The sequence below is a fragment of the Winslowiella toletana genome, assembly GCF_017875465.1.
Taxonomy (GTDB): Bacteria; Pseudomonadota; Gammaproteobacteria; order Enterobacterales; family Enterobacteriaceae; genus Erwinia; species Erwinia toletana.
Map to the genome: position 1 here is coordinate 2,565,757 of NZ_JAGGMQ010000001.1, position 26,147 is coordinate 2,591,903.

19 protein-coding genes, 3 tRNA genes and 2 rRNA genes are annotated in these 26,147 nt (G+C 53.6%); 18 read left to right on the forward strand and 6 right to left on the reverse strand.

The features are described from left to right. Nucleotides 1-3 precede the first annotated feature (3 nt). The 5 genes from J2125_RS11970 to J2125_RS11990 all read left to right on the forward strand — a co-directional run bounded on the left by J2125_RS11970 (nucleotide 4) and on the right by J2125_RS11990 (nucleotide 3,791). A tRNA-Glu gene (locus J2125_RS11970) sits at nucleotides 4-79 on the forward strand. Nucleotides 80-304: 225 nt separating this feature from the next. Continuing rightward, nucleotides 305-3,212: ribosomal RNA gene (locus J2125_RS11975) — 23S ribosomal RNA — on the forward strand. Nucleotides 3,213-3,429: 217 nt separating this feature from the next. Then, nucleotides 3,430-3,545: ribosomal RNA gene (gene rrf, locus J2125_RS11980) — 5S ribosomal RNA — on the forward strand. An 86-nt stretch (nucleotides 3,546-3,631) separates the two neighbouring features. Further along, nucleotides 3,632-3,708 (forward strand) — tRNA-Asp (locus tag J2125_RS11985). Nucleotides 3,709-3,715: 7 nt separating this feature from the next. Next, nucleotides 3,716-3,791, forward strand: a tRNA-Trp gene (locus J2125_RS11990). Between the two features lie 122 nt (nucleotides 3,792-3,913). Here J2125_RS11990 and hdfR read toward each other — a convergent pair. Continuing rightward, on the reverse strand, nucleotides 3,914-4,735 hold the full coding sequence (gene hdfR, locus J2125_RS11995; protein ID WP_017800625.1) for an HTH-type transcriptional regulator HdfR: 822 nt from the start codon (nucleotides 4,733-4,735) through the stop codon (nucleotides 3,914-3,916). Between the two features lie 121 nt (nucleotides 4,736-4,856). Here hdfR and J2125_RS12000 point away from each other — a divergent pair, with 121 nt between their 5' ends. Next, on the forward strand, nucleotides 4,857-5,195 hold the full coding sequence (locus tag J2125_RS12000) for a MaoP family protein (protein ID WP_017800626.1): 339 nt from the start codon (nucleotides 4,857-4,859) through the stop codon (nucleotides 5,193-5,195). A gap of 27 nt (nucleotides 5,196-5,222) precedes the next feature. Here J2125_RS12000 and J2125_RS12005 read toward each other — a convergent pair whose 3' ends face one another. Then, on the reverse strand, nucleotides 5,223-6,743 hold the full coding sequence (locus tag J2125_RS12005) for a YifB family Mg chelatase-like AAA ATPase (RefSeq protein ID WP_017800627.1): 1,521 nt from the start codon (nucleotides 6,741-6,743) through the stop codon (nucleotides 5,223-5,225). 349 nt (nucleotides 6,744-7,092) lie between these two features. On the opposite strand from J2125_RS12005, the gene ilvL reads away from it, so the two are divergent. From ilvL to ilvA, 6 genes are all read left to right on the forward strand, one after another. Next, on the forward strand, nucleotides 7,093-7,191 hold the full coding sequence (ilvL, locus tag J2125_RS12010) for an ilv operon leader peptide (RefSeq protein ID WP_071590505.1): 99 nt from the start codon (nucleotides 7,093-7,095) through the stop codon (nucleotides 7,189-7,191). Between the two features lie 150 nt (nucleotides 7,192-7,341). Then, nucleotides 7,342-8,988: an acetolactate synthase 2 catalytic subunit gene (ilvG, locus tag J2125_RS12015; protein WP_209499499.1), complete on the forward strand. Its 1,647-nt coding sequence runs from the start codon at nucleotides 7,342-7,344 to the stop codon at nucleotides 8,986-8,988. Then, nucleotides 8,985-9,242, forward strand: a complete 258-nt coding sequence (ilvM, locus tag J2125_RS12020) for an acetolactate synthase 2 small subunit (protein ID WP_017800629.1) — start codon at nucleotides 8,985-8,987, stop codon at nucleotides 9,240-9,242. Before ilvG ends, ilvM begins: the two co-directional genes overlap by 4 nt. A gap of 18 nt (nucleotides 9,243-9,260) precedes the next feature. Beyond that, nucleotides 9,261-10,190, forward strand: a complete 930-nt coding sequence (gene ilvE / locus J2125_RS12025; protein WP_017800630.1) for a branched-chain-amino-acid transaminase — start codon at nucleotides 9,261-9,263, stop codon at nucleotides 10,188-10,190. A gap of 63 nt (nucleotides 10,191-10,253) precedes the next feature. Continuing rightward, nucleotides 10,254-12,104, forward strand: coding sequence for a dihydroxy-acid dehydratase (gene ilvD, locus J2125_RS12030; protein ID WP_017800631.1), 1,851 nt, complete (start codon nucleotides 10,254-10,256; stop codon nucleotides 12,102-12,104). 2 nt (nucleotides 12,105-12,106) lie between these two features. Beyond that, nucleotides 12,107-13,654, forward strand: a complete 1,548-nt coding sequence (gene ilvA / locus J2125_RS12035) for a threonine ammonia-lyase, biosynthetic (RefSeq protein WP_017800632.1) — start codon at nucleotides 12,107-12,109, stop codon at nucleotides 13,652-13,654. Nucleotides 13,655-13,718: 64 nt separating this feature from the next. On the opposite strand, the gene ilvY is transcribed toward ilvA, so the two are convergent. Continuing rightward, nucleotides 13,719-14,600: an HTH-type transcriptional activator IlvY gene (ilvY, locus tag J2125_RS12040; protein ID WP_017800633.1), complete on the reverse strand. Its 882-nt coding sequence runs from the start codon at nucleotides 14,598-14,600 to the stop codon at nucleotides 13,719-13,721. A gap of 166 nt (nucleotides 14,601-14,766) precedes the next feature. On the opposite strand from ilvY, the gene ilvC reads away from it, so the two are divergent. Next, nucleotides 14,767-16,242, forward strand: a complete 1,476-nt coding sequence (gene ilvC / locus J2125_RS12045) for a ketol-acid reductoisomerase (protein ID WP_017800634.1) — start codon at nucleotides 14,767-14,769, stop codon at nucleotides 16,240-16,242. Between the two features lie 51 nt (nucleotides 16,243-16,293). Here ilvC and ppiC read toward each other — a convergent pair whose 3' ends face one another. Then, nucleotides 16,294-16,575: a peptidylprolyl isomerase PpiC gene (gene ppiC / locus J2125_RS12050; protein WP_017800635.1), complete on the reverse strand. Its 282-nt coding sequence runs from the start codon at nucleotides 16,573-16,575 to the stop codon at nucleotides 16,294-16,296. Nucleotides 16,576-16,663: 88 nt separating this feature from the next. On the opposite strand from ppiC, the gene rep reads away from it, so the two are divergent. Then, the gene (gene rep / locus J2125_RS12055; protein ID WP_017800636.1) at nucleotides 16,664-18,685 is read left to right on the forward strand and encodes a DNA helicase Rep; all 2,022 of its coding nucleotides are present in this window, start codon (nucleotides 16,664-16,666) and stop codon (nucleotides 18,683-18,685) included. A gap of 2 nt (nucleotides 18,686-18,687) precedes the next feature. Here rep and gppA read toward each other — a convergent pair whose 3' ends face one another. Together gppA and rhlB are read right to left on the reverse strand one after the other, a co-directional pair. Continuing rightward, the gene (gene gppA, locus J2125_RS12060; RefSeq protein WP_026111636.1) at nucleotides 18,688-20,172 is read right to left on the reverse strand and encodes a guanosine-5'-triphosphate,3'-diphosphate diphosphatase; all 1,485 of its coding nucleotides are present in this window, start codon (nucleotides 20,170-20,172) and stop codon (nucleotides 18,688-18,690) included. Nucleotides 20,173-20,179: 7 nt separating this feature from the next. After that, on the reverse strand, nucleotides 20,180-21,475 hold the full coding sequence (gene rhlB, locus J2125_RS12065) for an ATP-dependent RNA helicase RhlB (protein ID WP_017800638.1): 1,296 nt from the start codon (nucleotides 21,473-21,475) through the stop codon (nucleotides 20,180-20,182). Between the two features lie 117 nt (nucleotides 21,476-21,592). Here rhlB and trxA point away from each other — a divergent pair, with 117 nt between their 5' ends. The 4 genes from trxA (at nucleotide 21,593) to wzzE (ending at nucleotide 26,095) form a co-directional block, all read left to right on the forward strand. Next, a complete protein-coding gene (gene trxA / locus J2125_RS12070) occupies nucleotides 21,593-21,925 on the forward strand; it encodes a thioredoxin TrxA (protein ID WP_017800639.1) in 333 nt (110 codons plus the stop codon). A gap of 359 nt (nucleotides 21,926-22,284) precedes the next feature. After that, nucleotides 22,285-23,544 (forward strand): transcription termination factor Rho, encoded by a 1,260-nt coding sequence (rho, locus tag J2125_RS12075; RefSeq protein ID WP_017800640.1) that lies wholly within the window; start codon nucleotides 22,285-22,287, stop codon nucleotides 23,542-23,544. A gap of 379 nt (nucleotides 23,545-23,923) precedes the next feature. Next, on the forward strand, nucleotides 23,924-25,021 hold the full coding sequence (gene wecA, locus J2125_RS12080; protein ID WP_040462385.1) for a UDP-N-acetylglucosamine--undecaprenyl-phosphate N-acetylglucosaminephosphotransferase: 1,098 nt from the start codon (nucleotides 23,924-23,926) through the stop codon (nucleotides 25,019-25,021). A 21-nt stretch (nucleotides 25,022-25,042) separates the two neighbouring features. Beyond that, nucleotides 25,043-26,095, forward strand: coding sequence for an ECA polysaccharide chain length modulation protein (gene wzzE, locus J2125_RS12085; protein ID WP_017800642.1), 1,053 nt, complete (start codon nucleotides 25,043-25,045; stop codon nucleotides 26,093-26,095). Nucleotides 26,096-26,147 lie beyond the last annotated feature (52 nt).

Sequence of the window (26,147 nt, forward strand, 5' to 3'; positions counted from 1 at the left end):
AGAGTCCCCATCGTCTAGAGGCCCAGGACACTGCCCTTTCACGGCTGTAACAGGGGTTCGAATCCCCTTGGGGACGCCATACTCTGATAACGATGTGAAAGACGTTATCAACCCAGTATCTCAAAACTGATTAGGCCGCAAGGCGAGTCACGTTTGAGATATTTGCTCTTTAAAAATCCGGAACAAGCTGAAAATTGAAACGATATGTCGTCTCATTTCTCCGTAATAAGAAATGAAGCACGATATATTCGAGTCTCTCAAATGCTTGCAGCCCCGAGGGTCGAAAGACACTTCCGGGTTGTGAGGTTAAGCGACTAAGCGTACACGGTGGATGCCCTGGCAGTCAGAGGCGATGAAGGGCGTGCTAATCTGCGATAAGCGACGGTAAGCCGATATGAGGCGCTATACCCGTCGATACCCGAATGGGGAAACCCGGTGCACTACGGTGCATCATCGTTAAGTGAATACATAGCTTAACGAGGCGAACCTGGGGAACTGAAACATCTAAGTACCCAGAGGAAAAGAAATCAACCGAGATTCCCCCAGTAGCGGCGAGCGAACGGGGAACAGCCCAGAACCTGAATCAGTTTGTGTGTCAGTGGAAGCGTCTGGAAAGTCGCAGGGTACAGGGTGATACTCCCGTACACAAAGGCACACTTGCTGTGAGTTCGATGAGTAGGGCGGGACACGTGACATCCTGTCTGAATATGGGGGGACCATCCTCCAAGGCTAAATACTCCTGACTGACCGATAGTGAACCAGTACCGTGAGGGAAAGGCGAAAAGAACCCCGGCGAGGGGAGTGAAACAGAACCTGAAACCGTGTACGTACAAGCAGTGGAAGCCCTCTTCAGGGGGGTGACTGCGTACCTTTTGTATAATGGGTCAGCGACTTATATTCTGTAGCAAGGTTAACCGTATAGGGGAGCCGCAGGGAAACCGAGTCTTAACTGGGCGTTAAGTTGCAGGGTATAGACCCGAAACCCGGTGATCTAGCCATGGGCAGGTTGAAGGTTGGGTAACACTAACTGGAGGACCGAACCGACTAATGTTGAAAAATTAGCGGATGACTTGTGGCTGGGGGTGAAAGGCCAATCAAACCGGGAGATAGCTGGTTCTCCCCGAAAGCTATTTAGGTAGCGCCTCGTGAACTCATCTCCGGGGGTAGAGCACTGTTTCGGCTAGGGGGCCATCCCGGCTTACCAACCCGATGCAAACTGCGAATACCGGAGAATGTTATCACGGGAGACACACGGCGGGTGCTAACGTCCGTCGTGAAGAGGGAAACAACCCAGACCGCCAGCTAAGGTCCCAAAGTCATGGTTAAGTGGGAAACGATGTGGGAAGGCACAGACAGCCAGGATGTTGGCTTAGAAGCAGCCATCATTTAAAGAAAGCGTAATAGCTCACTGGTCGAGTCGGCCTGCGCGGAAGATGTAACGGGGCTAAACCATGCACCGAAGCTGCGGCAGCGACGCGTATGCGTTGTTGGGTAGGGGAGCGTTCTGTAAGCCGTCGAAGGTGGACTGTGAGGTCTGCTGGAGGTATCAGAAGTGCGAATGCTGACATAAGTAACGATAAAGCGGGTGAAAAGCCCGCTCGCCGGAAGACCAAGGGTTCCTGTCCAACGTTAATCGGGGCAGGGTGAGTCGACCCCTAAGGCGAGGCTGAAAAGCGTAGTCGATGGGAAACAGGTTAATATTCCTGTACCCGGTGTTACTGCGAAGGGGGGACGGAGAAGGCTATGTTAGCCGGGCGACGGTTGTCCCGGTTTAAGCGTGTAGGCTTGCGTTCCAGGCAAATCCGGAACGCTTTAAGGCTGAGGCGTGATGACGAGCCACCACGGTGGTGAAGTAACAAATGCCCTGCTTCCAGGAAAAGCCTCTAAGCATCAGGTAACATCGAATCGTACCCCAAACCGACACAGGTGGTCAGGTAGAGAATACCAAGGCGCTTGAGAGAACTCGGGTGAAGGAACTAGGCAAAATGGTGCCGTAACTTCGGGAGAAGGCACGCTGCTGGTAGGTGAACCCCCTCGCGGGCGGAGCCGAAGGCAGTCGAAGATACCAGCTGGCTGCAACTGTTTATTAAAAACACAGCACTGTGCAAACACGAAAGTGGACGTATACGGTGTGACGCCTGCCCGGTGCCGGAAGGTTAATTGATGGGGTTATCCGCAAGGAGAAGCTCTTGATCGAAGCCCCGGTAAACGGCGGCCGTAACTATAACGGTCCTAAGGTAGCGAAATTCCTTGTCGGGTAAGTTCCGACCTGCACGAATGGCGTAATGATGGCCAGGCTGTCTCCACCCGAGACTCAGTGAAATTGAACTCGCTGTGAAGATGCAGTGTACCCGCGGCAAGACGGAAAGACCCCGTGAACCTTTACTACAGCTTGACACTGAACATTGAGCCTTGATGTGTAGGATAGGTGGGAGGCTTTGAAGCGTGGACGCCAGTCTGCGTGGAGCCAACCTTGAAATACCACCCTTTAATGTTTGATGTTCTAACCTGGCCCCGTAATCCGGGGTGGGGACAGTGTCTGGTGGGTAGTTTGACTGGGGCGGTCTCCTCCTAAAGAGTAACGGAGGAGCACGAAGGTCAGCTAATCACGGTCGGACATCGTGAGGTTAGTGCAATGGCATAAGCTGGCTTGACTGCGAGAGTGACGGCTCGAGCAGGTGCGAAAGCAGGTCATAGTGATCCGGTGGTTCTGAATGGAAGGGCCATCGCTCAACGGATAAAAGGTACTCCGGGGATAACAGGCTGATACCGCCCAAGAGTTCATATCGACGGCGGTGTTTGGCACCTCGATGTCGGCTCATCACATCCTGGGGCTGAAGTAGGTCCCAAGGGTACGGCTGTTCGCCGTTTAAAGTGGTACGCGAGCTGGGTTTAGAACGTCGTGAGACAGTTCGGTCCCTATCTGCCGTGGGCGCTGGAGAATTGAGAGGGGCTGCTCCTAGTACGAGAGGACCGGAGTGGACGCATCACTGGTGTTCGGGTTGTCATGCCAATGGCATTGCCCGGTAGCTAAATGCGGAAAAGATAAGCGCTGAAAGCATCTAAGCGCGAAACTTGCCTCGAGATGAATTCTCCCTGACTCCTTGAGAGTCCTGAAGGGACGTTGAAGACTACGACGTTGATAGGCCGGGTGTGTAAGCGCAGCGATGCGTTGAGCTAACCGGTACTAATGACCCGTGAGGCTTAACCTTACAACACCAGAAGTGTTTTGGTGAGCGTTATGAGAGACGCGAAAATTTTCAGCTTTGTTCCCCGGATACAAGAATCTGCATAAACGAAAGATTTTGTGCTGAAGCAAGGCGGCAAACGAGACGGCATGAAGGAGCATACGGAAGTATGTGACTGAGTGACGCGAGAGCGGCCAACGCAGCAGCAGCGCAAAAGATTCGTTTAGTGCCCAAGAATTTGCCTGGCGGCTTTAGCGCGGTGGTCCCACCTGACCCCATGCCGAACTCAGAAGTGAAACGCCGTAGCGCCGATGGTAGTGTGGGGTCTCCCCATGCGAGAGTAGGGAACTGCCAGGCATCAAATTAGTACCATTTCCCGTGACACGGAAGTGAGAGAAACACCTGAATTCAGACGTCATGTCTGGGATCAGTACAGAATCGGTGGAGCGGTAGTTCAGTTGGTTAGAATACCTGCCTGTCACGCAGGGGGTCGCGGGTTCGAGCCCCGTCCGTTCCGCCACCCTTTTAGGGGCGTAGTTCAATTGGTAGAGCACCGGTCTCCAAAACCGGGTGTTGGGAGTTCGAGTCTCTCCGCCCCTGCCATAAAAACAATCCTTTGCTTCGGCAAAGGATTTTTTTTGTCTTCAATATCCCGCCAGATAACCGCAAAAAAAGAGCCAGTACTTACTGACCCCCTTTGATTTTTACTGTTTATAAAGCAAAAACTAAATCGCTACCGGAAATTTTAACAGCTGACGAATATGCGACTGCTGATCGCTGTTCTGTAGCCAGACGCCATACAGCGGACGCACGGCGACCGGCGTATCAGGGATCACCATCAGATCCGGATAGAGATTGTGCCAAACGTCGGGTAAAAACGCACAAGCGCCGGTAGTATGCAGCAATTGTCGGGTTAAATGCGCCGATGTGGTGGTCAGCACGGGAACATCATCAGCGCCGGCCAGGTAGCTCTGATGTTGATGAAAATCGGCGCCCCATTCCAGTTTGATGTAGTCATATTTTTCACGTTTTTCGCTTTTTCGCGAACGGAACAGCGTCAGCGAAATATGGCCAATTTGCTGACTGGTAAGTTCATCCATCTTCGGCGCTTCAGTGGTGATCAGCAGATCCAGCTGGCGTTCATGGAGTTGTTTAACCAGTAAATGCCGCTGCGCCACACGTGCTTCAAGGTGCAGGTCCTCACGGTTCTCATACAGCGTTTGTAGCCACGGAGTGAGGTAAGCCTCCCAAAGGGATGCACTGGCGCCTATCGACAGCTCATGATGCTGCTGAGTGTGCGATACCTCCTTCTTAGCCATCAGCCAGGTACTCATCAGGCTCTCGGCATAAGGTAGTAAACGTTCCCCGGCTGAGGTCAGGCGAATATTATTGCGATGACGGGTAAAAAGATTCACACCTAACTGATTTTCCAACTGTCTGATACGGAAGCTGACCGCAGACTGTGTGAGATAAAGCGCTTCAGCGGCACGTCCAAAGTGGCGAGTCCTGCTCACTTCAAGAAAGGTTTTAAGTAATTCCGTATCCACAGTTATCTCCCAAAAAACATTTGTCGTCATGATTTAAATGTTTTGTTTTACACTCTGTCAAGCCTATCTAATACTCCGCGCCATAAATAGCACGGCCATAAAAGAGTTAGGAGCGTGTAAAATGGCGGAAAGCTTCGCAACAACTAATCGTTTTTTTGATAACAAACATTATCCACGTGGATTCTCGCGTCACGGTGATTTCACCATTAAGGAAGCACAGCTTCTTGAGCGTCATGGTTACGCCTTCAATGAGCTGGATCTGGCGAAACGCGAACCTGTAACAGAAGAAGAGCGTCTGTTTATCGAGGTTTGCCGTGGCATACGTGAGCCGCAAACTGAAGCGGAACGCGTGTGGTCAAAGTATATGACACGAATTAAGCGTCCGAAACGTTTCCACACCCTCTCTGGTGGTAAGCCGCAGATGGAAGGTGTTGAAGACTATTCTGACAGCGACGATTAAAACGAATGGGGCTCAGCGCCCCATTTTTTATTGCAGAGATTTGTGCAGATAAATCAACAAACGATCAATGCCACGATAGCTTAGTGCTTCATGCAGATGATCGCGCCGGATATTTTCCTCTTGCGCCAGGTCGGCGATAGTACGCGCCACTTTCAGAATGCGCTGCCAGGCTCTGACTGACAACCCCAGCTGATTCAGTACCGATTCCAGCCACTCAGCATCCTCCCGGCTAATCACACACCATTGTTGAATCTCACTGTTGTTAAGCATGGCATTGATTCTACCGCTGCGCATAAGCTGACGCTCTCTGACAGCCAGTACCCGTGCCCGGACAGTGTCGCTGGATTCGCTGCTGCTGCGGTTACTGCTCAGCGTACCTGAGGGCAGCAGCGGTACCTCCAGTGATAAATCAAAACGATCGAGGAAGGGGCCAGAAAGGCGATTCAGGTAGCGCAAGGTCTGCTGTGGTGAGCTGCGATTATGGGTGCCGCTGTAGTGGCCTGATGGGCTGGGGTTCATGGCGGCAACCAGCTGGAAACGCGCCGGATAAATAACTTTTGCGCGCGCCCGCGAAATACAAATTTCGCCTGACTCGATCGGCTCGCGGAGTGCATCCAGGGTCCGCTTTTCGAATTCCGGCAACTCATCAAGAAACAGCACGCCATTGTGGGCGAGGGAGATCTCCCCAGGACGCGGCAGTGAGCCGCCACCGACCAGTGCATACATTGAGGAGCTGTGATGCGGTGAACGGAATGGCCGCTGACGCCACTGTTTCTGCATGGCGCCGCTACTCACCAGACTGGCGATGGCCGCACACTCCAGTGCTTCGCTATCGCTTAACGGCGGCATTAATCCGATCAGCCGCGACGCCAGCATGGTCTTACCGGTGCCGGGCGGCCCGATAAGCAGCAGGTTGTGGCCGCCGGCCGCGGTGATCTCCAGTGCGCGTTTAGCCTGCTGCTGACCAATAACTTCACTTAGATCGTTTTGACTGCCCGTTGCGAGCGGCATTTCAGCCACCGCAGGCGCTAACGGCGACTTCCCGTGCAGAAAACCACATACCTCCAGCAGATGGTTGCCAACCAGACTCTCACCATGGCGGATTAATCCGACATCCTGTTGGTTTTCAAACGAAAGAATCAGCTGCCGACCATTTTGCAATGCGGCCATGGCAGCCGGAATAGCGCCCTGTACGGCCCGTAGCGCGCCGCTGAGCGCCAGCTCGCCCAGGAATTCATAAGCAGGCAATTTAGCCGCAGGGACTTGCTCTGAGGCCGCGAGAATGGCGATGGCGATGGGAAGGTCATAGCGCCCGCCCTCTTTCGGCAGATCCGCAGGCGCAAGATTGACGGTAATGCGCTTCGCCGGAAAGGTGAATCCGCTGTTGATAATGGCGCTTCTGACGCGATCCCGCGCCTCTTTTACTGTGGTTTCCGGTAATCCCACCAGCGAAAGGGCAGGCAGTCCGTTGCTTAAGTGCACTTCGACAGAGACGAGTGGCGCTTCAACGCCCAGCGCAGCACGCGTAAAGACGATGGCTAAGGTCATAATGGCTCCTTGTTGCCAGCCAGTGTGCCTGGCGCCCTGCGCGTTGACGACGGGCAAACGCGGGTTTTGCGTGGCGTCACGAAAATAATCGTGCTGGTTTACCGGCGAAAAACATTTTATCCGCGCGGGATCGCAAAAATCACCCGCCGGGCCAGAGAGAAAAAGATTCATCACGACAGGTGAGTAATGAAGATTTTTCAGCATTTGGCTTATGCACTGAATAACAATCGTTTTTTATAAATTCGCGACCTGGCGCATTAAATTATTTGCTGAAAAAAGTTGTGTTTAACCGGCTAACTGTGATAACTCTGTAGGCATTACTTCGAACAAGCGAAATATCGAACTGAAAATGACAGCCCTTCTACGAGTGATTAGCCTAGTCGTGATTAGCGTGGTGGTGATTATTATCACACCTTGCGGGGCTTCGCTTGGAGAAAGAAAGGCTTAAAAATCAAGTCTGAATTCACAAAAAACCCCCGCACCGAAAGGTCCGGGGGTTTTTTTTTGACCCGATGCAATGGCAGTTAATGTCTGAGGAATAAAGAATGAACAGTAGCATAAAATGCTGTTGTTCCCAGCGAGAGGCGGGGGAATAACTATGAATGGTGCTCAGTGGGTGGTTCAGGCGTTGCGTGCGCAAGATATAGAAACTGTATTCGGCTATCCGGGTGGTGCAATTATGCCGGTATACGATGCGCTCTATGATGGCGGCGTGGAACACCTACTGTGTCGTCATGAGCAAGGTGCTGCAATGGCTGCAATCGGTTATGCGCGTTCCACCGGAAAAGTGGGCGTCTGCATCGCCACTTCCGGCCCTGGCGCGACGAATCTGATTACTGGTCTGGCTGATGCGATGATGGATTCAGTGCCGGTAGTGGCGATTACCGGTCAGGTCTCCTCCGCTTTTATCGGTACTGACGCTTTTCAGGAGATCGATGTATTAGGTCTGTCACTGGCATGCACCAAACATAGTTTCCTTGTTGAGACCCTCGACGATCTGCCATGGGTAATGGCTGAAGCCTTTGCCATCGCCCAGTCAGGCCGCCCAGGCCCGGTACTGGTTGATATCCCGAAAGATATCCAGCTGGCGGAGTGTGAACTGACGCCGCATCTGCTGGCGACAGAACCGACACCGGATCATCCGGTCCACGAACTGCAACAGGCGCGGGCGATGCTGGCGCAGGCCAAAAAGCCGGTGCTGTATGTCGGCGGCGGTGTGGGGATGGCGCAGGCAGTTCCGGCGCTGCGCGCCTTTGCCAAAGAGACCGGCATTCCCTCGGTTGCCACGCTGAAAGGGCTGGGCGCACCTGATGCAAACGATCCCTGTTATCTTGGCATGCTGGGTATGCACGGCACCAAAGCCGCCAACCTGGCGGTGCAGGAGTGTGACTTACTGATTGCGGTTGGCGCGCGCTTTGATGACCGCGTTACCGGCAAGCTGGATACCTTTGCCCCCCATGCCAGCGTAATCCATCTGGATATCGACCCGGCAGAACTGCACAAACTGCGTCGCGCCAATGTAGCGCTGCAGGGTGATTTCAATCGCCTGCTGCCGGAGCTGTATCAGCCAATTGCCATCGACGCATGGCGTCAACAGGTGATGGCGCTGAAAGCGGAGAACGGCTGGCGTTATGATCATCCGGGTGAAGCGATCTACGCGCCGCTGTTTTTGCAGCAGCTGTCAGCGCGTAAGCCAGATAACGCAGTGGTGACCACCGATGTGGGCCAGCACCAGATGTGGGCGGCGCAGCATATGAGTTTTAGCGCGCCAGAGAATTTCATCACCTCCAGTGGTCTCGGCACTATGGGCTTTGGCCTGCCTGCTGCGGTCGGCGCGCAGGTTGCTCGTCCGCACGACACCGTTATCTGCGTTTCCGGTGATGGCTCATTTATGATGAATGTGCAGGAGATGGGCACCATCAAACGCAAACAGCTGCCGGTCAAAATCGTGCTGCTGGATAATCAACGTTTAGGGATGGTGCGCCAGTGGCAGCAGCTGTTTTTCTCTGAGCGTTACAGTGAGACCAACCTCTCCGATAACCCCGATTTCCTGATGCTGGCGCGCGCGTTTGATATCCCGGGCCAGCGTATTACCCGTAAAGATCAGGTCGACGCCGCATTAGACGCTCTGCTGAACAGCGAAGGGCCTTACATGCTGCATGTTTCAATCGATGAGCTTGAAAACGTCTGGCCGCTGGTGCCGCCTGGCGCCAGTAACGCCAATATGATGGAGAAAACCTCATGAATCAGCATCAATTGTCTATCGAAGCGCGTTTCCGACCTGAAATATTGGAGCGCATTTTACGTGTCGTTCGCCATCGCGGCTTCCAGATTTGCGCGATGAATATGGCAGCGGCAAGTAACGTGAATAATATTAATATTGAAATGACCGTTGCCAGCCAGCGTTCTGTCGATTTACTGTCGACGCAGCTAAGTAAACTGATGGACGTTGCGTGCGTTCAGGTTCAACAACAGACAACACAACAAATCCGCGCATAGCCGCGAAAGGAAAGAAGAATGACGACGAAGAAAGCAGACTTTATCTGGTTCAATGGCGAGATGGTTAAATGGGAAGACGCTAAAGTCAGCGTGATGTCCCACGCACTGCATTACGGTACGTCTGTGTTTGAAGGCGTCCGCTGCTACGACTCGCACAAAGGCCCGGTAGTTTTCCGCCATCGTGAACATATGCAGCGCCTGCACGACTCCGCCAAAATTTATCGTTTCCCGGTCAGCCAGAGCGTCGACGAGCTGATGGAAGCCTGCCGTGAAGTCCTGCGCGTTAACAAGCTGAAAAGTGCTTATATTCGTCCGCTGGTATTTGTTGGTGATGTTGGTCTGGGTGTGAACCCGCCAGAGGGCTACGAAACCGACGTGATTATTGCTGCCTTCCCGTGGGGCGCTTACCTCGGTGCTGAAGCGCTGGAGCAGGGTATTGATGCGATGGTTTCTTCATGGAACCGTGTGGCGCCGAACACCCTGCCAACCGCCGCGAAAGCCGGTGGTAACTACCTCTCCTCACTGCTGGTCGGTAGCGAAGCGCGCCGCCACGGTTATCAGGAAGGTATCGCGCTGGATACGCAGGGTTATATCTCTGAAGGCGCGGGTGAAAACCTGTTTGAAGTGAAAGATGGCATACTGTTCACCCCGCCATTTACCTCTTCTGCGCTGCCGGGCATCACCCGCGACGCTATTATTAAATTAGCCAAAGATATGGGCATCGAAGTGCGCGAGCAGGTGCTGTCGCGTGAATCGCTGTATCTGGCGGATGAAGTCTTTATGTCTGGTACCGCTGCTGAAATCACCCCGGTGCGCAGTGTCGATCAGATCAAGGTTGGCGAGGGCAAGTGTGGTCCTGTCACCAAACGTATTCAGCAGGCGTTCTTCGGCTTGTTTACCGGTGAAACGGAAGACAAGTGGGGCTGGCTGGATCAGGTAAATCCATAAGCATAATGATTTGGCGAGCGGATGATTGTCCGCTCGCAACTTATTTAGACTGGAGTATAGAGCATGCCTAAGTACCGTTCCGCTACCACCACCCATGGCCGTAATATGGCTGGTGCACGTGCCCTGTGGCGCGCAACCGGAATGACTGACGATGATTTCGGTAAGCCGATCATTGCGGTTGTTAACTCATTCACCCAATTCGTACCGGGACATGTGCATCTGCGCGATCTCGGCAAACTGGTCGCAGAGCAGATTGAAGCGTCCGGTGGTGTGGCCAAAGAGTTCAACACCATCGCAGTAGACGACGGAATCGCGATGGGTCACGGTGGTATGCTGTATTCACTGCCGTCTCGTGAACTGATTGCCGACTCCGTAGAGTATATGGTCAACGCCCACTGTGCCGATGCGATGGTGTGTATCTCCAACTGTGACAAAATCACCCCGGGAATGCTGATGGCGTCACTGCGCCTGAATATTCCGGTGATCTTTGTCTCCGGCGGCCCGATGGAAGCCGGTAAAACGAAGCTGTCAGACAAAATCATCAAGCTGGACCTGGTCGACGCGATGATTCAGGGCGCTAACCCGAATGTCAGCGACGCCGACAGCGATCAGATTGAGCGCTCCGCCTGTCCGACCTGCGGTTCTTGTTCCGGTATGTTTACCGCCAACTCAATGAACTGCCTGACCGAAGCGCTGGGCCTGTCGCAGCCGGGTAATGGTTCACTGCTGGCCACCCATGCTGACCGTAAACAGCTGTTCCTCACCGCTGGCCAGCGCATTGTCGAATTGTCGAAACGCTACTACGAGCAGGATGATGAAACTGCTCTGCCACGCAATATCGCCAGTAAAGCCGCATTTGAGAATGCGATGACGCTGGATATCGCGATGGGCGGCTCCACCAATACCGTACTGCATCTGCTGGCGGCAGCGCAGGAAGGCGAAATCGATTTCGATATGAGTGATATCGACCGTCTGTCGCGCAAAGTGCCACATCTGTGCAAAGTGGCGCCGAGCACGCCGAAATACCATATGGAAGACGTACACCGCGCCGGTGGTGTACTGGGTATCCTGGGTGAGCTGGATCGTGCTGGTCTGATGAATAACGATGTGCGTAATGTGCTGGGTCTGAATCTGCAGCAGACGCTGGAACAGTACGACATCATGCTGACCAAAGACGAAGCGGTGAAGAAAATGTTCCGCGCGGGTCCGGCGGGTATTCGCACCACTCAGGCCTTCTCGCAGGATTGCCGTTGGGACACGCTGGATGACGATCGTCAGGAAGGCTGTATCCGTTCACGCGAATTCGCCTTTAGTCAGGACGGCGGTTTAGCGGTGCTTTACGGCAATATTGCGCAGGACGGTTGTATTGTAAAAACCGCCGGTGTGGAGAAAGAGATTCACGTCTTCCGCGGCCCGGCCAAAGTGTATGAGTCACAGGATGCGGCGGTAGAAGCGATTCTGGGCGGCAAAGTAGTGGCGGGCGACGTCGTGGTCATCCGTTATGAAGGGCCAAAAGGCGGTCCGGGCATGCAGGAAATGCTCTATCCGACCACCTATCTGAAGTCGATGGGTCTTGGCAAAAGCTGTGCGCTGATCACCGACGGGCGTTTTTCCGGCGGCACCTCAGGTCTCTCTATCGGCCACGCTTCACCGGAAGCGGCGGCTGGCGGTGTGATCGCGCTGGTGAAAGAGGGCGATATGATCAATATCGACATCCCGAATCGCGGTATCCAGCTGGATGTGCCGGATAGCGAGCTGCATGCGCGTCGTGAAGAAGAAGAGGCGCGTGGCGCTGAAGCTTATACGCCACATGGTCGTGAGCGTCAGGTATCTCTTGCCCTGCGTGCTTACGCCTTACTGGCGACCAGTGCCGACAAAGGCGCAATCCGCGACAAGAGCAAGCTGGGAGGCTAAAAATGGCAGAGTCTCAACCGCTACCCGACGCACCTTGTGGCGCCGAGTATCTGCGCGCGGTATTACGCGCGCCGGTGTACGAAGTGGCGCAGGTGACACCGCTGCAGAAAATGGAAAAGATCTCTTTGCGCCTCGGCAATACCATTCTGGTGAAGCGCGAAGATCGTCAGCCTGTACACAGCTTTAAGCTGCGTGGCGCTTACGCGATGATCGCTGGTCTGAACGAAGAGCAAAAAGCGCGTGGCGTGGTGACGGCTTCGGCCGGTAACCATGCGCAGGGCGTGGCGCTGTCAGCCAGCAAGCTGGGGATCAAATCGCTGATTGTGATGCCGGTGGCGACGGCAGATATCAAGGTTGATGCAGTGCGGGCGTTTGGCGGTGAGGCTTTTCTGTTTGGCGCTAACTTCGACGAAGCGAAAGCCAAGGCTATCGAGCTGTCGGAAGCGCAGGGCTTAACATTTGTGCCGCCCTTTGACCATCCGGCGGTTATCGCCGGACAGGGCACGCTGGCGATGGAGCTGCTGCAGCAGGATGCGCATCTCGACCGGGTGTTTGTACCGGTCGGCGGCGGCGGTCTGGCGGCGGGCGTGGCGGTGCTGATTAAGCAGCTGATGCCGCAAATCAAAGTGATTGCGGTAGAAGCGGAAGATTCAGCCTGCCTGAAAGCGGCGCTGGACGCTGGTGAGCCGGTCGATCTGCCGCGCGTTGGTTTATTTGCCGAAGGCGTGGCGGTAAAACGCATCGGTAACGAAACCTTCCGTCTGTGCCAGCAGTATCTCGACGATATTATTACTGTCGATAGCGATGCGATTTGTGCGGCGATGAAAGATCTGTTTGAAGACGTGCGTGCCGTTGCTGAGCCTTCCGGGGCGCTGGCGCTGGCCGGGATGAAGAAATATATCCAGCAGCACGATATCAAAGGTGAACGTCTCGCTCATGTGTTGTCCGGCGCTAACGTTAACTTCCATGGCCTGCGCTACGTTTCAGAGCGCTGTGAACTGGGTGAGCAGCGTGAAGCGCTGCTGGCGGTGACCATTCCGGAGCAGAAAGGCAGTTTCCTGAATTTTTGCCAGCTGCTGGGCGGTCGCTCGGTTACCGAGTTTAACTATCGCTATGCTGATGCGGATAATGCCTGCATTTTCGTCGGCGTGCGCTTGACCCGCGGTGCTGAAGAACGCGCCGAGATTATTGCGCTGTTAGGTGAAGGCGGTTACCAGGTGGTGGATCTTTCTGACGACGAGATGGCAAAACTTCATGTGCGCTATATGGTCGGTGGACGTCCGTCAAAACCGTTGCGCGAGCGGCTGTTCAGCTTTGAGTTCCCGGAATCGCCAGGGGCGCTGTTGCGCTTTCTGCAGACGCTGGGCACGCACTGGAATATTTCGCTGTTTCATTACCGCAGCCACGGCACCGATTATGGTCGCGTGCTGGCCGGTTTTGAGCTGGGCGAGAAGGAGCCGGAGTTTGAACAGCATCTCACTGCACTGGGCTATGACTGCCACGATGAGACGCGTAATCCGGCGTTTAGCTTCTTCCTCGCCGGAAAATAAAACGGGAGCCGATCACGGCTTCCCTACGATGATGTAGGGGCGGCGGCGTTCTCGCCGCCCGTTATTACAGCAAATTCCAGAAAGCATCGATAAGCGGCTCATTCAGCCGCTTTTTTTGTACGCAAACGCCCAGTTCAAACGGCGCGACGGATTCGACGCCATCCAGCACCAGCACGCGATTACGCACCGGTTCAGGGCTGTTTTCCAGCACCACATCCGGTAATAACGCGATACCACAGCCCAGCGCCACCATCGACACAATCGCTTCGTGGCCGGACACCGTGGCGTATATCAGCGGGTTGGCAATATGGTGACGGCGGAACCAGAGATCGATCCGCCGCCGCGCCGGCCCCTGTTCCGGTAGAATAAACGGAATTTGTGACCAGTCCGGTTCATCCTGGGTTGCCTGCTGACGCACCGAACAGGCAAGCGCCGGAGCAATTAACACCAGCGGAATATAGCCGAGCGGCGTGAAGTCAATGCTGGCCGGTAAGGTTTCCGGGCGTCCGGCAATTGCCAGATCGGCTTCGTTGGACTGTACTTTCTCTACTGCATCGGCGGCATCACCGGTGGTGAGTTTAATTTCGACCAGCGGATGTTCGGCGCGAAAGCGATCGAGAATCGGCGGCAGATGGCTGTAGGCGGCGGTAACCGAACAAAACAGCCGCATTTCGCCGCTCAGCGAAGGGCCGTGCTGCCCGATGGCATGGCGCAGCTGCTGATACTGCAACAGGGTATGCTGGGCAAACTGACGCAGGCGTTCACCGGCGTCGGTCAGGGTGACGGTGCGGTTGTCGCGCAAAAACAGCGCCTGGCCGAGATCTTCTTCCAGTCGTTGGATCTGTCGCGACAGCGTTGACGGACTGACATGCATGGCGCGCGCAGAACGGCCAAAGTGGCGACTCTCCGCCAGATGGAGAAACAGTTTCAGGTCACGTAAATCCATGCGATGCGGGCCTCGTTTTTGCGTTGCAGTTCTTGCAATGTCACGTTGTTAATATATCAATTTAAGCAACACATTTCCTGTCATATGATGGGGACAATTATCGGTAAGGCAGAAAGGCGCCGTACCGGCAGAATAAATGACAAACATAACCTCATACGGAGTACCCATGGCTAACTATTTCAATACTTTGAACCTGCGCAACCAGTTAGCGCAATTAGGTAAATGTCGCTTTATGGCGCGTGATGAATTTGCTGATGAAGCGAGCTACCTGAAAGGTAAAAAAGTCGTCATCGTTGGTTGTGGTGCTCAGGGCCTGAACCAGGGTCTGAACATGCGTGACTCTGGTCTGGATGTCTCCTACGCCCTGCGTGCCGAAGCGATTGCCGAGAAACGTCCTTCATGGCGTAAAGCGAGCGAAAACGGTTTTAAAGTAGGTACTTACGAAGAACTGATCCCACAGGCCGATCTGGTGGTTAACCTGACGCCAGACAAACAGCACTCATCTGTGGTGCAGGCTGTACAGCCGCTGATGAAAGATGGCGCGGCGCTGGGTTACTCCCATGGCTTCAATATCGTTGAAGTGGGCGAGCAGGTGCGTAAAGACATTACGGTAGTAATGGTGGCGCCGAAATGTCCGGGTACCGAAGTGCGTGAAGAGTACAAGCGTGGCTTCGGTGTACCGACGCTGATCGCCGTGCATCCGGAAAACGATCCAAAAGGTGAAGGCATGGCGATTGCCAAAGCCTGGGCGGCAGCAACTGGTGGTCACCGCGCTGGCGTACTGGAATCTTCCTTCGTTGCGGAAGTGAAGTCCGATCTGATGGGCGAGCAGACCATTCTGTGTGGCATGTTGCAGGCCGGTTCTCTGCTGTGCTTCGACAAACTGGTGAAAGAAGGCACTGACCCGGCTTACGCGGAAAAACTGATTCAGTTCGGCTGGGAAACCGTGACCGAAGCGCTGAAGCAGGGCGGCATCACACTGATGATGGATCGCCTGTCTAACCCGGCGAAACTGCGTGCTTTCGCGCTGTCTGAGCAGCTGAAAGAGATTATGGCGCCGCTGTTCCAGAAACATATGGACGATATCATTTCCGGCGAGTTCTCTTCCGGCATGATGGCTGACTGGGCGAACGACGATAAGAAACTGCTGGGCTGGCGTGAAGAGACCGGTAAAACGGCATTCGAAACTGCGCCACAGTTTGAAGGCAAAATTGCCGAGCAGGATTACTTCGACCAGGGCGTGCTGATGATTGCCATGGTTAAAGCGGGCGTTGAGCTGGCGTTTGAAACCATGGTTGCTGCCGGCATTATCGAAGAGTCTGCTTACTATGAATCACTGCATGAGCTGCCGCTGATCGCGAACACCATCGCGCGTAAGCGTCTGTATGAAATGAACGTGGTTATCTCAGATACAGCGGAATACGGTAACTACCTGTTCTCTTACGCGGCGGTGCCGTTGCTGAAAGAGTTTATGACCACGCTGCAGGCGGGCGATCTGGGTAAAGCGGTAGCAACCACTACCGTGGACAACGCTTCACTGCGTGACGTTAACGAAGCGATTCGTAACCACCCAATCGAATCAGTGGGCCGCAAACTGCGTGGCTATATGACTGATATGAAACGTATTGCGGTTGCAGGTTAATCCAGGGCGGCGAGAACGCCGCCCCTACAAAGGCGCCTGAGGGCGCCTTTTTTAATTGCGGTACAGCACTTTAATAACGTGATAACCGAACTGGGTATGCAGCGGACCATAAGGTTCCAGCAGGGGGGCGGAGAACACAACTTTATCGAAGGCGGGTACCATCGCACCCTGTTTAAACTCGCCTAAATGGCCGCCTTTTTTGCCTGACGGACAGGTGGAGTGCTTCTTCGCCAGTTTCTCGAAGTCGCCGCCGTTTTTCAGCTGCTCCAGAATGTCGAGCGCCTGTTTCTCTTCCTTAACAAGGATATGCAATGCTGCCGCGGTTTTTGCCATGATCGTGCCTTGAGTTTTAAGAATACCGCTGGCTATACTACCACGCTATTATTTCCTCCCTCCGCAATTTCATTGAGTGACATCTGCTATGCGTCTAAATCCTGGCCAACAACAGGCCGTCGAATTCGTTACCGGGCCTTGTCTGGTACTGGCCGGTGCTGGCTCCGGTAAGACACGCGTGATCACCAATAAGATTGCCCATCTGATCCGTGAATGCGGCTATCAGGCGCGCCATATTGCGGCGGTGACCTTTACCAATAAAGCCTCGCGTGAGATGAAAGAGCGTGTGGCGCAAACCCTTGGGCGCAAAGAGGCGCGCGGGTTAATGATCTCCACTTTCCACACGCTGGGGCTGGAGATTATTAAACGCGAATATGCTGCGCTGGGGATGAAATCGAATTTCTCGCTGTTTGACGATCAGGATCAGCTCGGCCTGTTGAAGGATCTGACCGAAGAGTGGCTGGAGAATGATAAAAATCTGCTGCAGCAGCTGATCTCGACCATCTCCAACTGGAAAAACGATCTGACTGACCCTTCGCGTGCCGCCGCACAGGTCAGCGGTGAGCGCGATAAGATCTTTGCTCACTGTTATGCGCTGTATGATCGGCACCTGAAATCCTGCAACGTGCTCGATTTTGACGATCTGATCCTGTTGCCGACGCTGTTATTACAGCGCAATGAAGAGGTCCGTGAGCGCTGGCAGCAGCGTATCCGCTATCTGCTGGTGGATGAGTATCAGGACACCAACACCAGTCAGTATGAGCTGGTAAAGCTGCTGGTGGGCGCCAGGGCGCGTTTTACGGTGGTTGGCGATGATGATCAGTCGATCTACTCATGGCGTGGTGCCCGTCCGCAAAATCTGGTGCTGCTGAAAGAGGATTTCCCGGCATTGCAGGTGATTAAGCTGGAGCAGAACTATCGCTCCTCGGAGCGCATTCTGAAGGCGGCGAATATACTGATCGCCAATAATCCGCATGTCTTTGAAAAACGTCTGTTTTCCGAGCTGGGTTATGGCGCGGAACTGAAAGTGGTTACCGCCAATCATGAAGAACATGAAGCCGAGCGCGTCACCGGCGAGTTAATCGCCCACCACTTTATTAATAAAACCCACTATAAAGATTACGCCATTCTCTATCGCGGCAACCACCAGTCGCGCGTATTTGAAAAGATGCTAATGCAGAACCGCATCCCGTATCGCATTTCCGGCGGTACCTCGTTTTTCTCGCGGCCAGAAATTAAAGATCTGCTGGCCTATCTGCGCGTGCTGACCAATGCGGATGATGACAGCGCGTTTCTGCGCATTGTGAATACGCCACGGCGTGAGATTGGCTCCGCCACACTGCAAAAGCTGGGTGAATGGGCGATGCAGCGCAACAAGAGTCTGTTTAGCGCCAGTTTTGATATAGGACTCAGCCAGACGTTAACCGGACGGGGTCTGGAGTCGCTGCAGCGTTTTACGCTGTGGCTGCAGGAAATCGCCCGCCTTGCTGAGCGCGAGCCAATTGCCGCCGTGCGCGATCTGATTCGTGGCGTCGATTATGAAAGCTGGCTGTTTGAAACCTCGCCCAGCCCGAAGGCGGCGGAAATGCGCATGAAAAACGTCAATATGTTGTTCCAGTGGATGACGGAAATGCTGGAGGGTACGGATATCGATGAGCCGATGACTTTAACTCAGGTGGTGACGCGCTTTACCCTGCGCGACATGATGGAACGGGGTGAAAGCGATGAAGAGCTGGATCAGGTTCAGCTGATGACGCTGCACGCCTCCAAAGGCCTGGAGTTCCCCTATGTCTATCTGGTCGGTATGGAAGAGGGGCTGTTGCCGCATCAAAGCAGCATTGATGAAGATAATGTCGAGGAGGAGCGGCGTCTGGCCTATGTCGGCATTACGCGTGCGCAGAAAGAACTGACTTTCACCCTGTGCCGCGAACGTCGTCAGTACGGCGAGATGATGCGCCCGGAGCCAAGCCGTTTTCTGCTTGAATTGCCGCAGGATGACCTGAAATGGGAAAGCGAGCGTAAGGTGGTCAGTGCGGAAGAGCGCATGCAAACCGGCCAGAGTCGGGTGGCCAATCTGCGTGCGATGTTAGATAAAGCGAAAGGCAGTTAACTTCACGAGATAATCAGGGGCCAGTGCACATAGCTCTGCCAGTGGCTCTCCTGCTCCAGCAGCTCGGCACGCAAGGGATGCGCTTCCAGCCAGCCAGCCGGCAGGGTCAGATGCAGCGTATCGTCATCAGCCTGTAAACGAACCGCAGGTAAGGTATTGTCGCGACGGCGACTGGCAAAAATAATCGCCAGGCGCAGCAGACGACACATGCGTTCTGCCATCCGCGGCGGCACGGCATTTTGCTGGCTTAATAGCGCCAGATCGATACCGTTACCCTGATTTTGCAGCAAAGTTGCCAGCAGTTTTTTCTGTGCGGGCGTAAAGCCTGGCAGGTCGAGATGGCGGACTAAATAGGCGGCATGCTGCGGAGCCTGTCTGAAATCGACACTGAGGCCAATTTCGTGGATCAGACAGGCGCTGTCCAGCAATTCACGACATCGTTCATCCAGCTTCCAGTTCGAACTTACCTGGCGGGCAAAACTTTCCGCCAGCTGGCGTACGCGTGTTGCCTGCTCGGCATCAATGGTAAAGCGGCGCTGAATATTTTGCAGCGTACGACTGCGAATATCGCGATCGATCGGCAGATGCAGCATGCCATACACCAGACCTTCGCGCAGCGCGCCGCCAGCCAGCAACATACTTTCGATATTCAGCTCATGAAAAATGGCGATCAGAATCGATAAGCCGCTGGGGAACACCAGCGCACGTTCCAGCGTCAGCCCTTCTATCTCCAGCTCTTCCAGCTTGCCGCACTGAATGGCGCGCTGCTTAAGCTGCTGAAGTTTTTTCAGGGTGATGCGCTCATCCATGCCCTGCGCCACCATAATTTCCTGCAACGCCTGCACTGTACCGGAAGCACCGACGCAAACCTGCCAGCCCTGCGTGCGCAGCTGGGCGGCAATCGGCTGAATCATGGCGCGCGCCGCAGCTTCGGCTTGTTCGAAGTTCTCTTTGCCCAGATGACGATCGCTAAAGTAGCGCTCCAGCCAGGTGACACACCCCATCGACAGGCTAAACAGCGCGGTAGCATGGGAACCATCACCGGTCACCAGCTCGGTACTTCCGCCCCCGATATCGACGACTAAACGCTTATCTGAGCCGCCAGTGGTATGGGCCACGCCCTGATAAATCAGGCGTGCTTCCTCTTCGCCAGTAATGACGTTAATCGGGCAACCAAGGATCTCTCCGGCGCTGTGCAGAAAAACATCGGCATTCTGCGCCAGCCGCAGGGTGGCTGTCGCCACCACACGGATCTGGTCCGCGGGGATGTCCTGCAACTGCTCGGAAAACAGCCGCAGACACTGCCAGCCTCGCGTCATCGCCTCATCCGACAGATGATTCTGCGCATCAAGACCCGCGGCGAGACGCACTTTACGTTTAATACGCGCGACGGTCTGAATATTGCCCGCTACTTCACGCACCACCAACATATGAAAACTGTTAGAACCAAGGTCTATCGCAGCATAGAGTGACGACGCGCTTAGCATGGCTGACTTAACTCGTACGTTTACGGTTGTTATTACGCGGCGCACCGCCACGGCGGTTATTAGTGCCGCCACCACGACGTGGGCCATTGCCAGAGCGGTTACGCGTTAAGCGCTTCGGCGGTGGCAGATCGGTCATCAATGCTTCGCTGTTGTATTTGCTCACCGGAATACTGTGACCAATATACTCTTCGATAGCCGTCAGGTTGAGCGCATACTCTTCACACGCCAGGCTGATGGAGTGACCGCTGGCGCCAGCACGACCGGTACGGCCGATACGATGCACATAGTCTTCACGATCGTCAGGCAGGTCGTAGTTAAACACATGGGTCACGGCTGGAATATGCAGGCCACGTGCCGCCACATCGGTAGCGACCAGAATATCCACATCACCTTTGGTAAAGTCATCGAGGATACGCAGGCGTTTCTTCTGCGCCACGTCGCCGGTCAGCAAGCCAACACGATGACCATCGGCAGCCAGATGGCCCCAGATATCTTCACAACGATGCTTGGTGTTAGCGAAGATAATCGCGCGATCCGGCCACTCTTCTTCCAGCAGCGTTTGCAGTAAACGCATTTTCTCTTCGTTAGAAGGGTAGAACAGCTCTTCCTGGATGCGATGGCCGGTTTTCTGTTCTGGCTCTACTTCCACGTATTCGGCGTTGTTCATATGTTCAAACGCCAGTTCGCGTACGCGGTATGACAGCGTAGCGGAGAACAGCATATTCAGACGCTGGCTGGTGGCCGGCATACGGCGGAACAACCAGCGGATATCTTTAATAAAGCCGAGATCAAACATACGGTCGGCTTCGTCGAGCACCACTACCTGGATTGCACCAAGGTTAATGTGGTTTTGTTTGGCATAGTCGATTAAACGACCGGTAGTGCCGATTAATACGTCGACACCGCTTTCCAGCACTTTAAGCTGTTTGTCATATCCGTCACCACCGTAAGCCAGACCTAATTTCAGTCCGGTAGACTTGGTTAACGGCTCGGCATCGGCGTGGATCTGCACGGCCAATTCGCGCGTTGGTGCCATAATTAGCGCACGCGGTTGATTCACCTGGCGACCTTCCGCAGCCGGGTGAGAGAGGAGATGATGGAACGTTGACGTCAGAAACGCCATCGTTTTGCCGGTACCGGTTTGCGCCTGACCTGCTACATCACGCCCAGCGAGCGTGAAAGGTAATGCAAGCGCCTGAATCGGCGTGCAATTATGAAAGCCTTTAGTTTCAAGGGCTTCAATGACCTGAGGGTGCAGGGCGAAGTCGGAAAACTTCTGTTCAGTTAAGTGTGTTTTGCTCATAGTGTGGTAGAATATCAGCTTACTATTGCTTTACGAAAGCGTATCCGGTGAAATAAAGTCAACCTAAGTTGGCAGATTTTACGCCAACCAGCCAGGCATAATCTTGTGGAGTAAGACATGAGCAGCGATAAAATTGTTCACCTGACCGATGACAGCTTCGAAACCGACGTCCTGAAAGCCGAAGGTTTAACGCTGGTTGATTTCTGGGCAGAGTGGTGTGGCCCGTGCAAAATGATTGCACCCATTCTGGATGAAGTCGCTGACGAATACGATGGTAAGCTGACCATTGCGAAACTGAATATCGACGAAAATCCGGGCACTGCGCCTAAGTATGGTATTCGTGGTATTCCTACGCTGTTGCTGTTTAAAAACGGCGAAGTGGCAGCAACGAAAGTTGGCGCGCTTTCTAAAGGCCAGCTGAAAGAGTTCCTGAACGCAAATCTGGGTTAATCCCCGATCGGCGCTGGCGGTCTGGTTATTTTTTGCAGACCGCTAGACGCCCGCCTTGAAGCGTGCTAAGTTGGTTTTACTGCATTACGAACTTACCTGGTAGTTTGAATCTTAGATTTTCCCTTGTTGAATACGGCATTTCACAGCGAAGTGCATAAGCATTCAGCAATCTGACGGTCAGCATCAATATTTTCCGGCATCGCGTTCCAACCGTCTCCTCGTTTTCAGATCAGCATATTCCTGCACATGATCGCCGAGCGGACAACGGAAACAGTGCCATTAAACAGGCATGGACGTTCTTGCCATACCATTCACGACAAACATTTCGAGATTTACCCCGAGTTTAAGAACCCACCATTATGAATCTTACCGAATTAAAAAATACGCCGGTTTCTGAGCTGATTACTCTCGGCGAAAACATGGGGCTGGAAAACCTGGCGCGTATGCGCAAACAGGACATTATTTTCGCCATCCTCAAGCAACATGCAAAAAGTGGCGAAGATATCTTCGGCGATGGCGTATTGGAAATATTGCAGGACGGATTTGGTTTCCTCCGTTCTGGAGATAGCTCCTACCTCGCCGGTCCTGATGATATCTACGTTTCCCCTAGCCAGATTCGCCGCTTTAACCTTCGTACCGGCGACAGCGTCGCTGGCAAAATTCGACCGCCAAAAGAAGGCGAGCGTTACTTTGCCCTGCTGAAGGTTAATGAGGTCAACTACGACAAACCAGAAAACGCGCGTAATAAAATTCTGTTTGAGAACTTAACGCCGCTGCACGCAAACTCTCGTCTGCGTATGGAGCGTGGTAATGGTTCCACCGAAGATTTAACCGCACGTGTACTGGATCTGGCATCACCTATTGGCCGCGGCCAGCGTGGTCTGATTGTGGCGCCGCCAAAAGCGGGTAAAACCATGCTGCTGCAGAATATCGCACAGAGCATTGCCTACAATCACCCGGATTGTACGCTGATGGTATTGCTGATCGATGAACGTCCGGAAGAAGTGACCGAGATGCAGCGTCTGGTTAAAGGCGAAGTGATTGCTTCGACCTTTGATGAGCCAGCATCCCGCCACGTTCAGGTTGCCGAGATGGTTATCGAGAAAGCGAAGCGTCTGGTTGAGCACAAGAAAGATGTGATCATCCTGCTTGACTCGATTACACGTCTGGCGCGTGCCTACAACACCGTGGTGCCGGCTTCCGGTAAAGTTCTGACCGGTGGTGTGGATGCGAACGCCCTGCATCGTCCGAAGCGTTTCTTCGGTGCTGCGCGTAACGTGGAAGAGGGCGGAAGCCTGACCATCATCGCTACCGCGCTGGTTGATACTGGCTCGAAGATGGATGAAGTGATTTACGAAGAGTTTAAAGGCACCGGTAACATGGAGCTGCATCTCGCACGTAAAATCGCCGAAAAACGCGTCTTCCCGGCTATCGACTACAACCGCTCTGGTACTCGTAAAGAAGAGCTGCTTACTTCCCAGGAAGAGTTGCAGAAGATGTGGATCCTGCGCAAAATTATTCACCCAATGGGTGAAATTGATGCGATGGAGTTCCTTATCAACAAACTGGCGATGACCAAAACCAACGATGAATTCTTCGATATGATGAAGCGCTCCTAAAAAAGCGGAAAAACACGGAATTCGCCACGCTGAGACGTGGCGTTTTTCGTTTATGGGCTATACGATATAAAATGGTCGCCTGAATTTCCGACCTTAAAGTGCGTTAACAACAATCATAAGTTTGAATTTTATGCGTTGTAACCTTCAGACTGACCCTTTTTCGGTTTTCACTGATAGCCGGTGGGCTGAAGTCGCGGTTTACTGCTTTAATGCGGCAGGACGCCAGGACGCTGATCTACACCAGGCGTCGACATATAAAATGATGGTAGGGAAGGCTTAACGTATTTGCCCTTCGCCATTACAGGATTTCAGAATCGGGTATGAATCTTGCATCCATAATGCAGAGTTAACCTGAGATTCTTTGCTGAGAGCTGTTAATGTGAATTTACTCACGATGAGTGCTGAGCTTGCTTCAATCTTTTTGTTTTCACTGGTGTTCCTGTTTTTTGCACGCAAAGTAGCCAAGAAAATTGGATTAGTGGACAAACCAAACTACCGTAAGCGCCACCAGGGAGTGATTCCTCTCGTCGGTGGGATCTCAGTCTATGCAGGGATTTGCTTTACTTTTTTGATCACTAATTACTACATTCCGCATGCCTGGCTCTATCTTTGCTGCGCTGGGGTACTGGTGCTGATAGGCGCGCTGGATGACCGCTATGACATCAGCGTTAAGCTGCGCGCCTCGGTACAGGCGCTGATCGCGGTGGTCATGATGTATTACGGCAACCTTTACCTGCTGAGCCTCGGTCATATCTTTGGCTCCTGGGAACTGGTTGTCGGCCCCTTTGGCTATGTGCTGACCCTGTTTGCCGTCTGGGCGGCGATTAACGCCTTTAATATGGTGGATGGCATCGACGGTCTGCTCGGTGGCCTCTCATGCGTTACTTTTGCGGCGATAGGCATCATTCTCTATTTTGACGGCCAGCTAAGTCTTGCCATGTGGTGCTTCGCGATGATCGCCGCTATCGTGCCTTATATTTTGCTGAACCTCGGCACTTTTGGCCGTCGCTACAAAGTGTTTATGGGCGATGCCGGCAGTACGCTGATCGGTTTCACTATTATCTGGATACTGCTCGAAACCACCCAGGGAAAGACCCATCCAATTACGCCGGTTACCGCGCTCTGGTTAATCGCAATTCCACTGATGGATATGATTGCCATCATGTATCGGCGTCTGCGTAAAGGTATGAGTCCGTTCTCAGCTGACCGTCAGCATATCCATCATCTGATTATGCGCGCCGGATTTACCTCGCAACAGGCTTTCCTGCTGATTACGCTGGCGGCCGCCCTGCTTGCCGGGGTTGGGGTGCTGGGCGAATACCTGAATTTTGTTCCTGAATGGGTAATGTTGGTATTGTTCTTGCTAGCATTTATGCTGTACGGCTATTGCATAAAACGTGCCTGGAGAGTGGCGCGGTTGATTAAGCGCATGAAGCGCAGAATGCGCAATGCCAGTGCCAATAAAAAACTTTCTTGAAATAAATCATATAGGGACGCCATGAAAACTGAACCTGAATCTTTATCTCACTCAGCTGCGGTGGATAATGAACTGGATATCCGCGGTCTTTGCTGCACGCTATGGCGAGGAAAATCGTGGATTGTCGGTCTGGCGTTGCTGTTTGTGATTGTCGCCTTTATCTGGTCACTGCTGGTTAAACAGGAGTGGAGCACTACCGCGATTACCGATCGTCCGACGGTCAATATGCTGGGCGGTTTCTATTCGCAACAGCAGTTTTTACGTAATCTTGATGCCCGCACCACCACAATGGCCGTCGCGCCCCAGCCTACGGTGATGGAGGATGCTTATCAGGAGTTTGTGATGCAGCTGTCAGCATATGACACGCGTCGCGATTTCTGGTTGCAGACCGATTACTACAAACATCGTAAAAGCGGTAATGCCAAAAGTGATGCCGCGCTGCTGGATGAGATGGTCAACAACATTCAATTTACCGCGGCAGACGCGCTGAAAAATACCAGTGACAGCGTCAAACTGGTGGCGGAAACCGCGCCGGATGCCAATAACCTGTTGCGTCAATATGTGGCTTTCGCCAGCCAGCGTTCCGCTCGCCATCTTAATGAAGAGCTGAGCGGCGCCTGGGCGGCGCGTGCGATTCAGTTAAAAGCGCAGGTAAAACGCCAGGAAGCGGTAGCAAAAGCGATTTACGATCGTCAGGTTAATGCCGTGCAGCAGGCGCTGAAAATCGCGCAGCAGCAGGGGATTGACCGGGCTAAGACCGATACCCCTTCAGAACAATTACCAGACTCGGAGCTGTTCCTGTTGGGACGGCCGATGTTGCAGGCGCGTTTAGAGAATTTGCAGGCCAGCGGTCCGGGTTACGATCTGGACTATGATCAAAACAGAGCGATGCTGTCCACTCTGGATGTCGGGCCGACGCTGGATGAGAAATTCCAGACCTACCGCTATTTGCGAACGCCTGAAGAGCCAGTTAAACGCGACAGTCCGCGTCGCCTGTTCTTAATGATTATGTGGGGTGCAGTGGGTGCGCTAATTGGCGCAGGCGTTGCGCTGGTGCGTCGACCACGCGCTTAACTGCGCGCTTACCTGATTCCGTAATAACGGCAGACGAATTAAGAGAGCTACA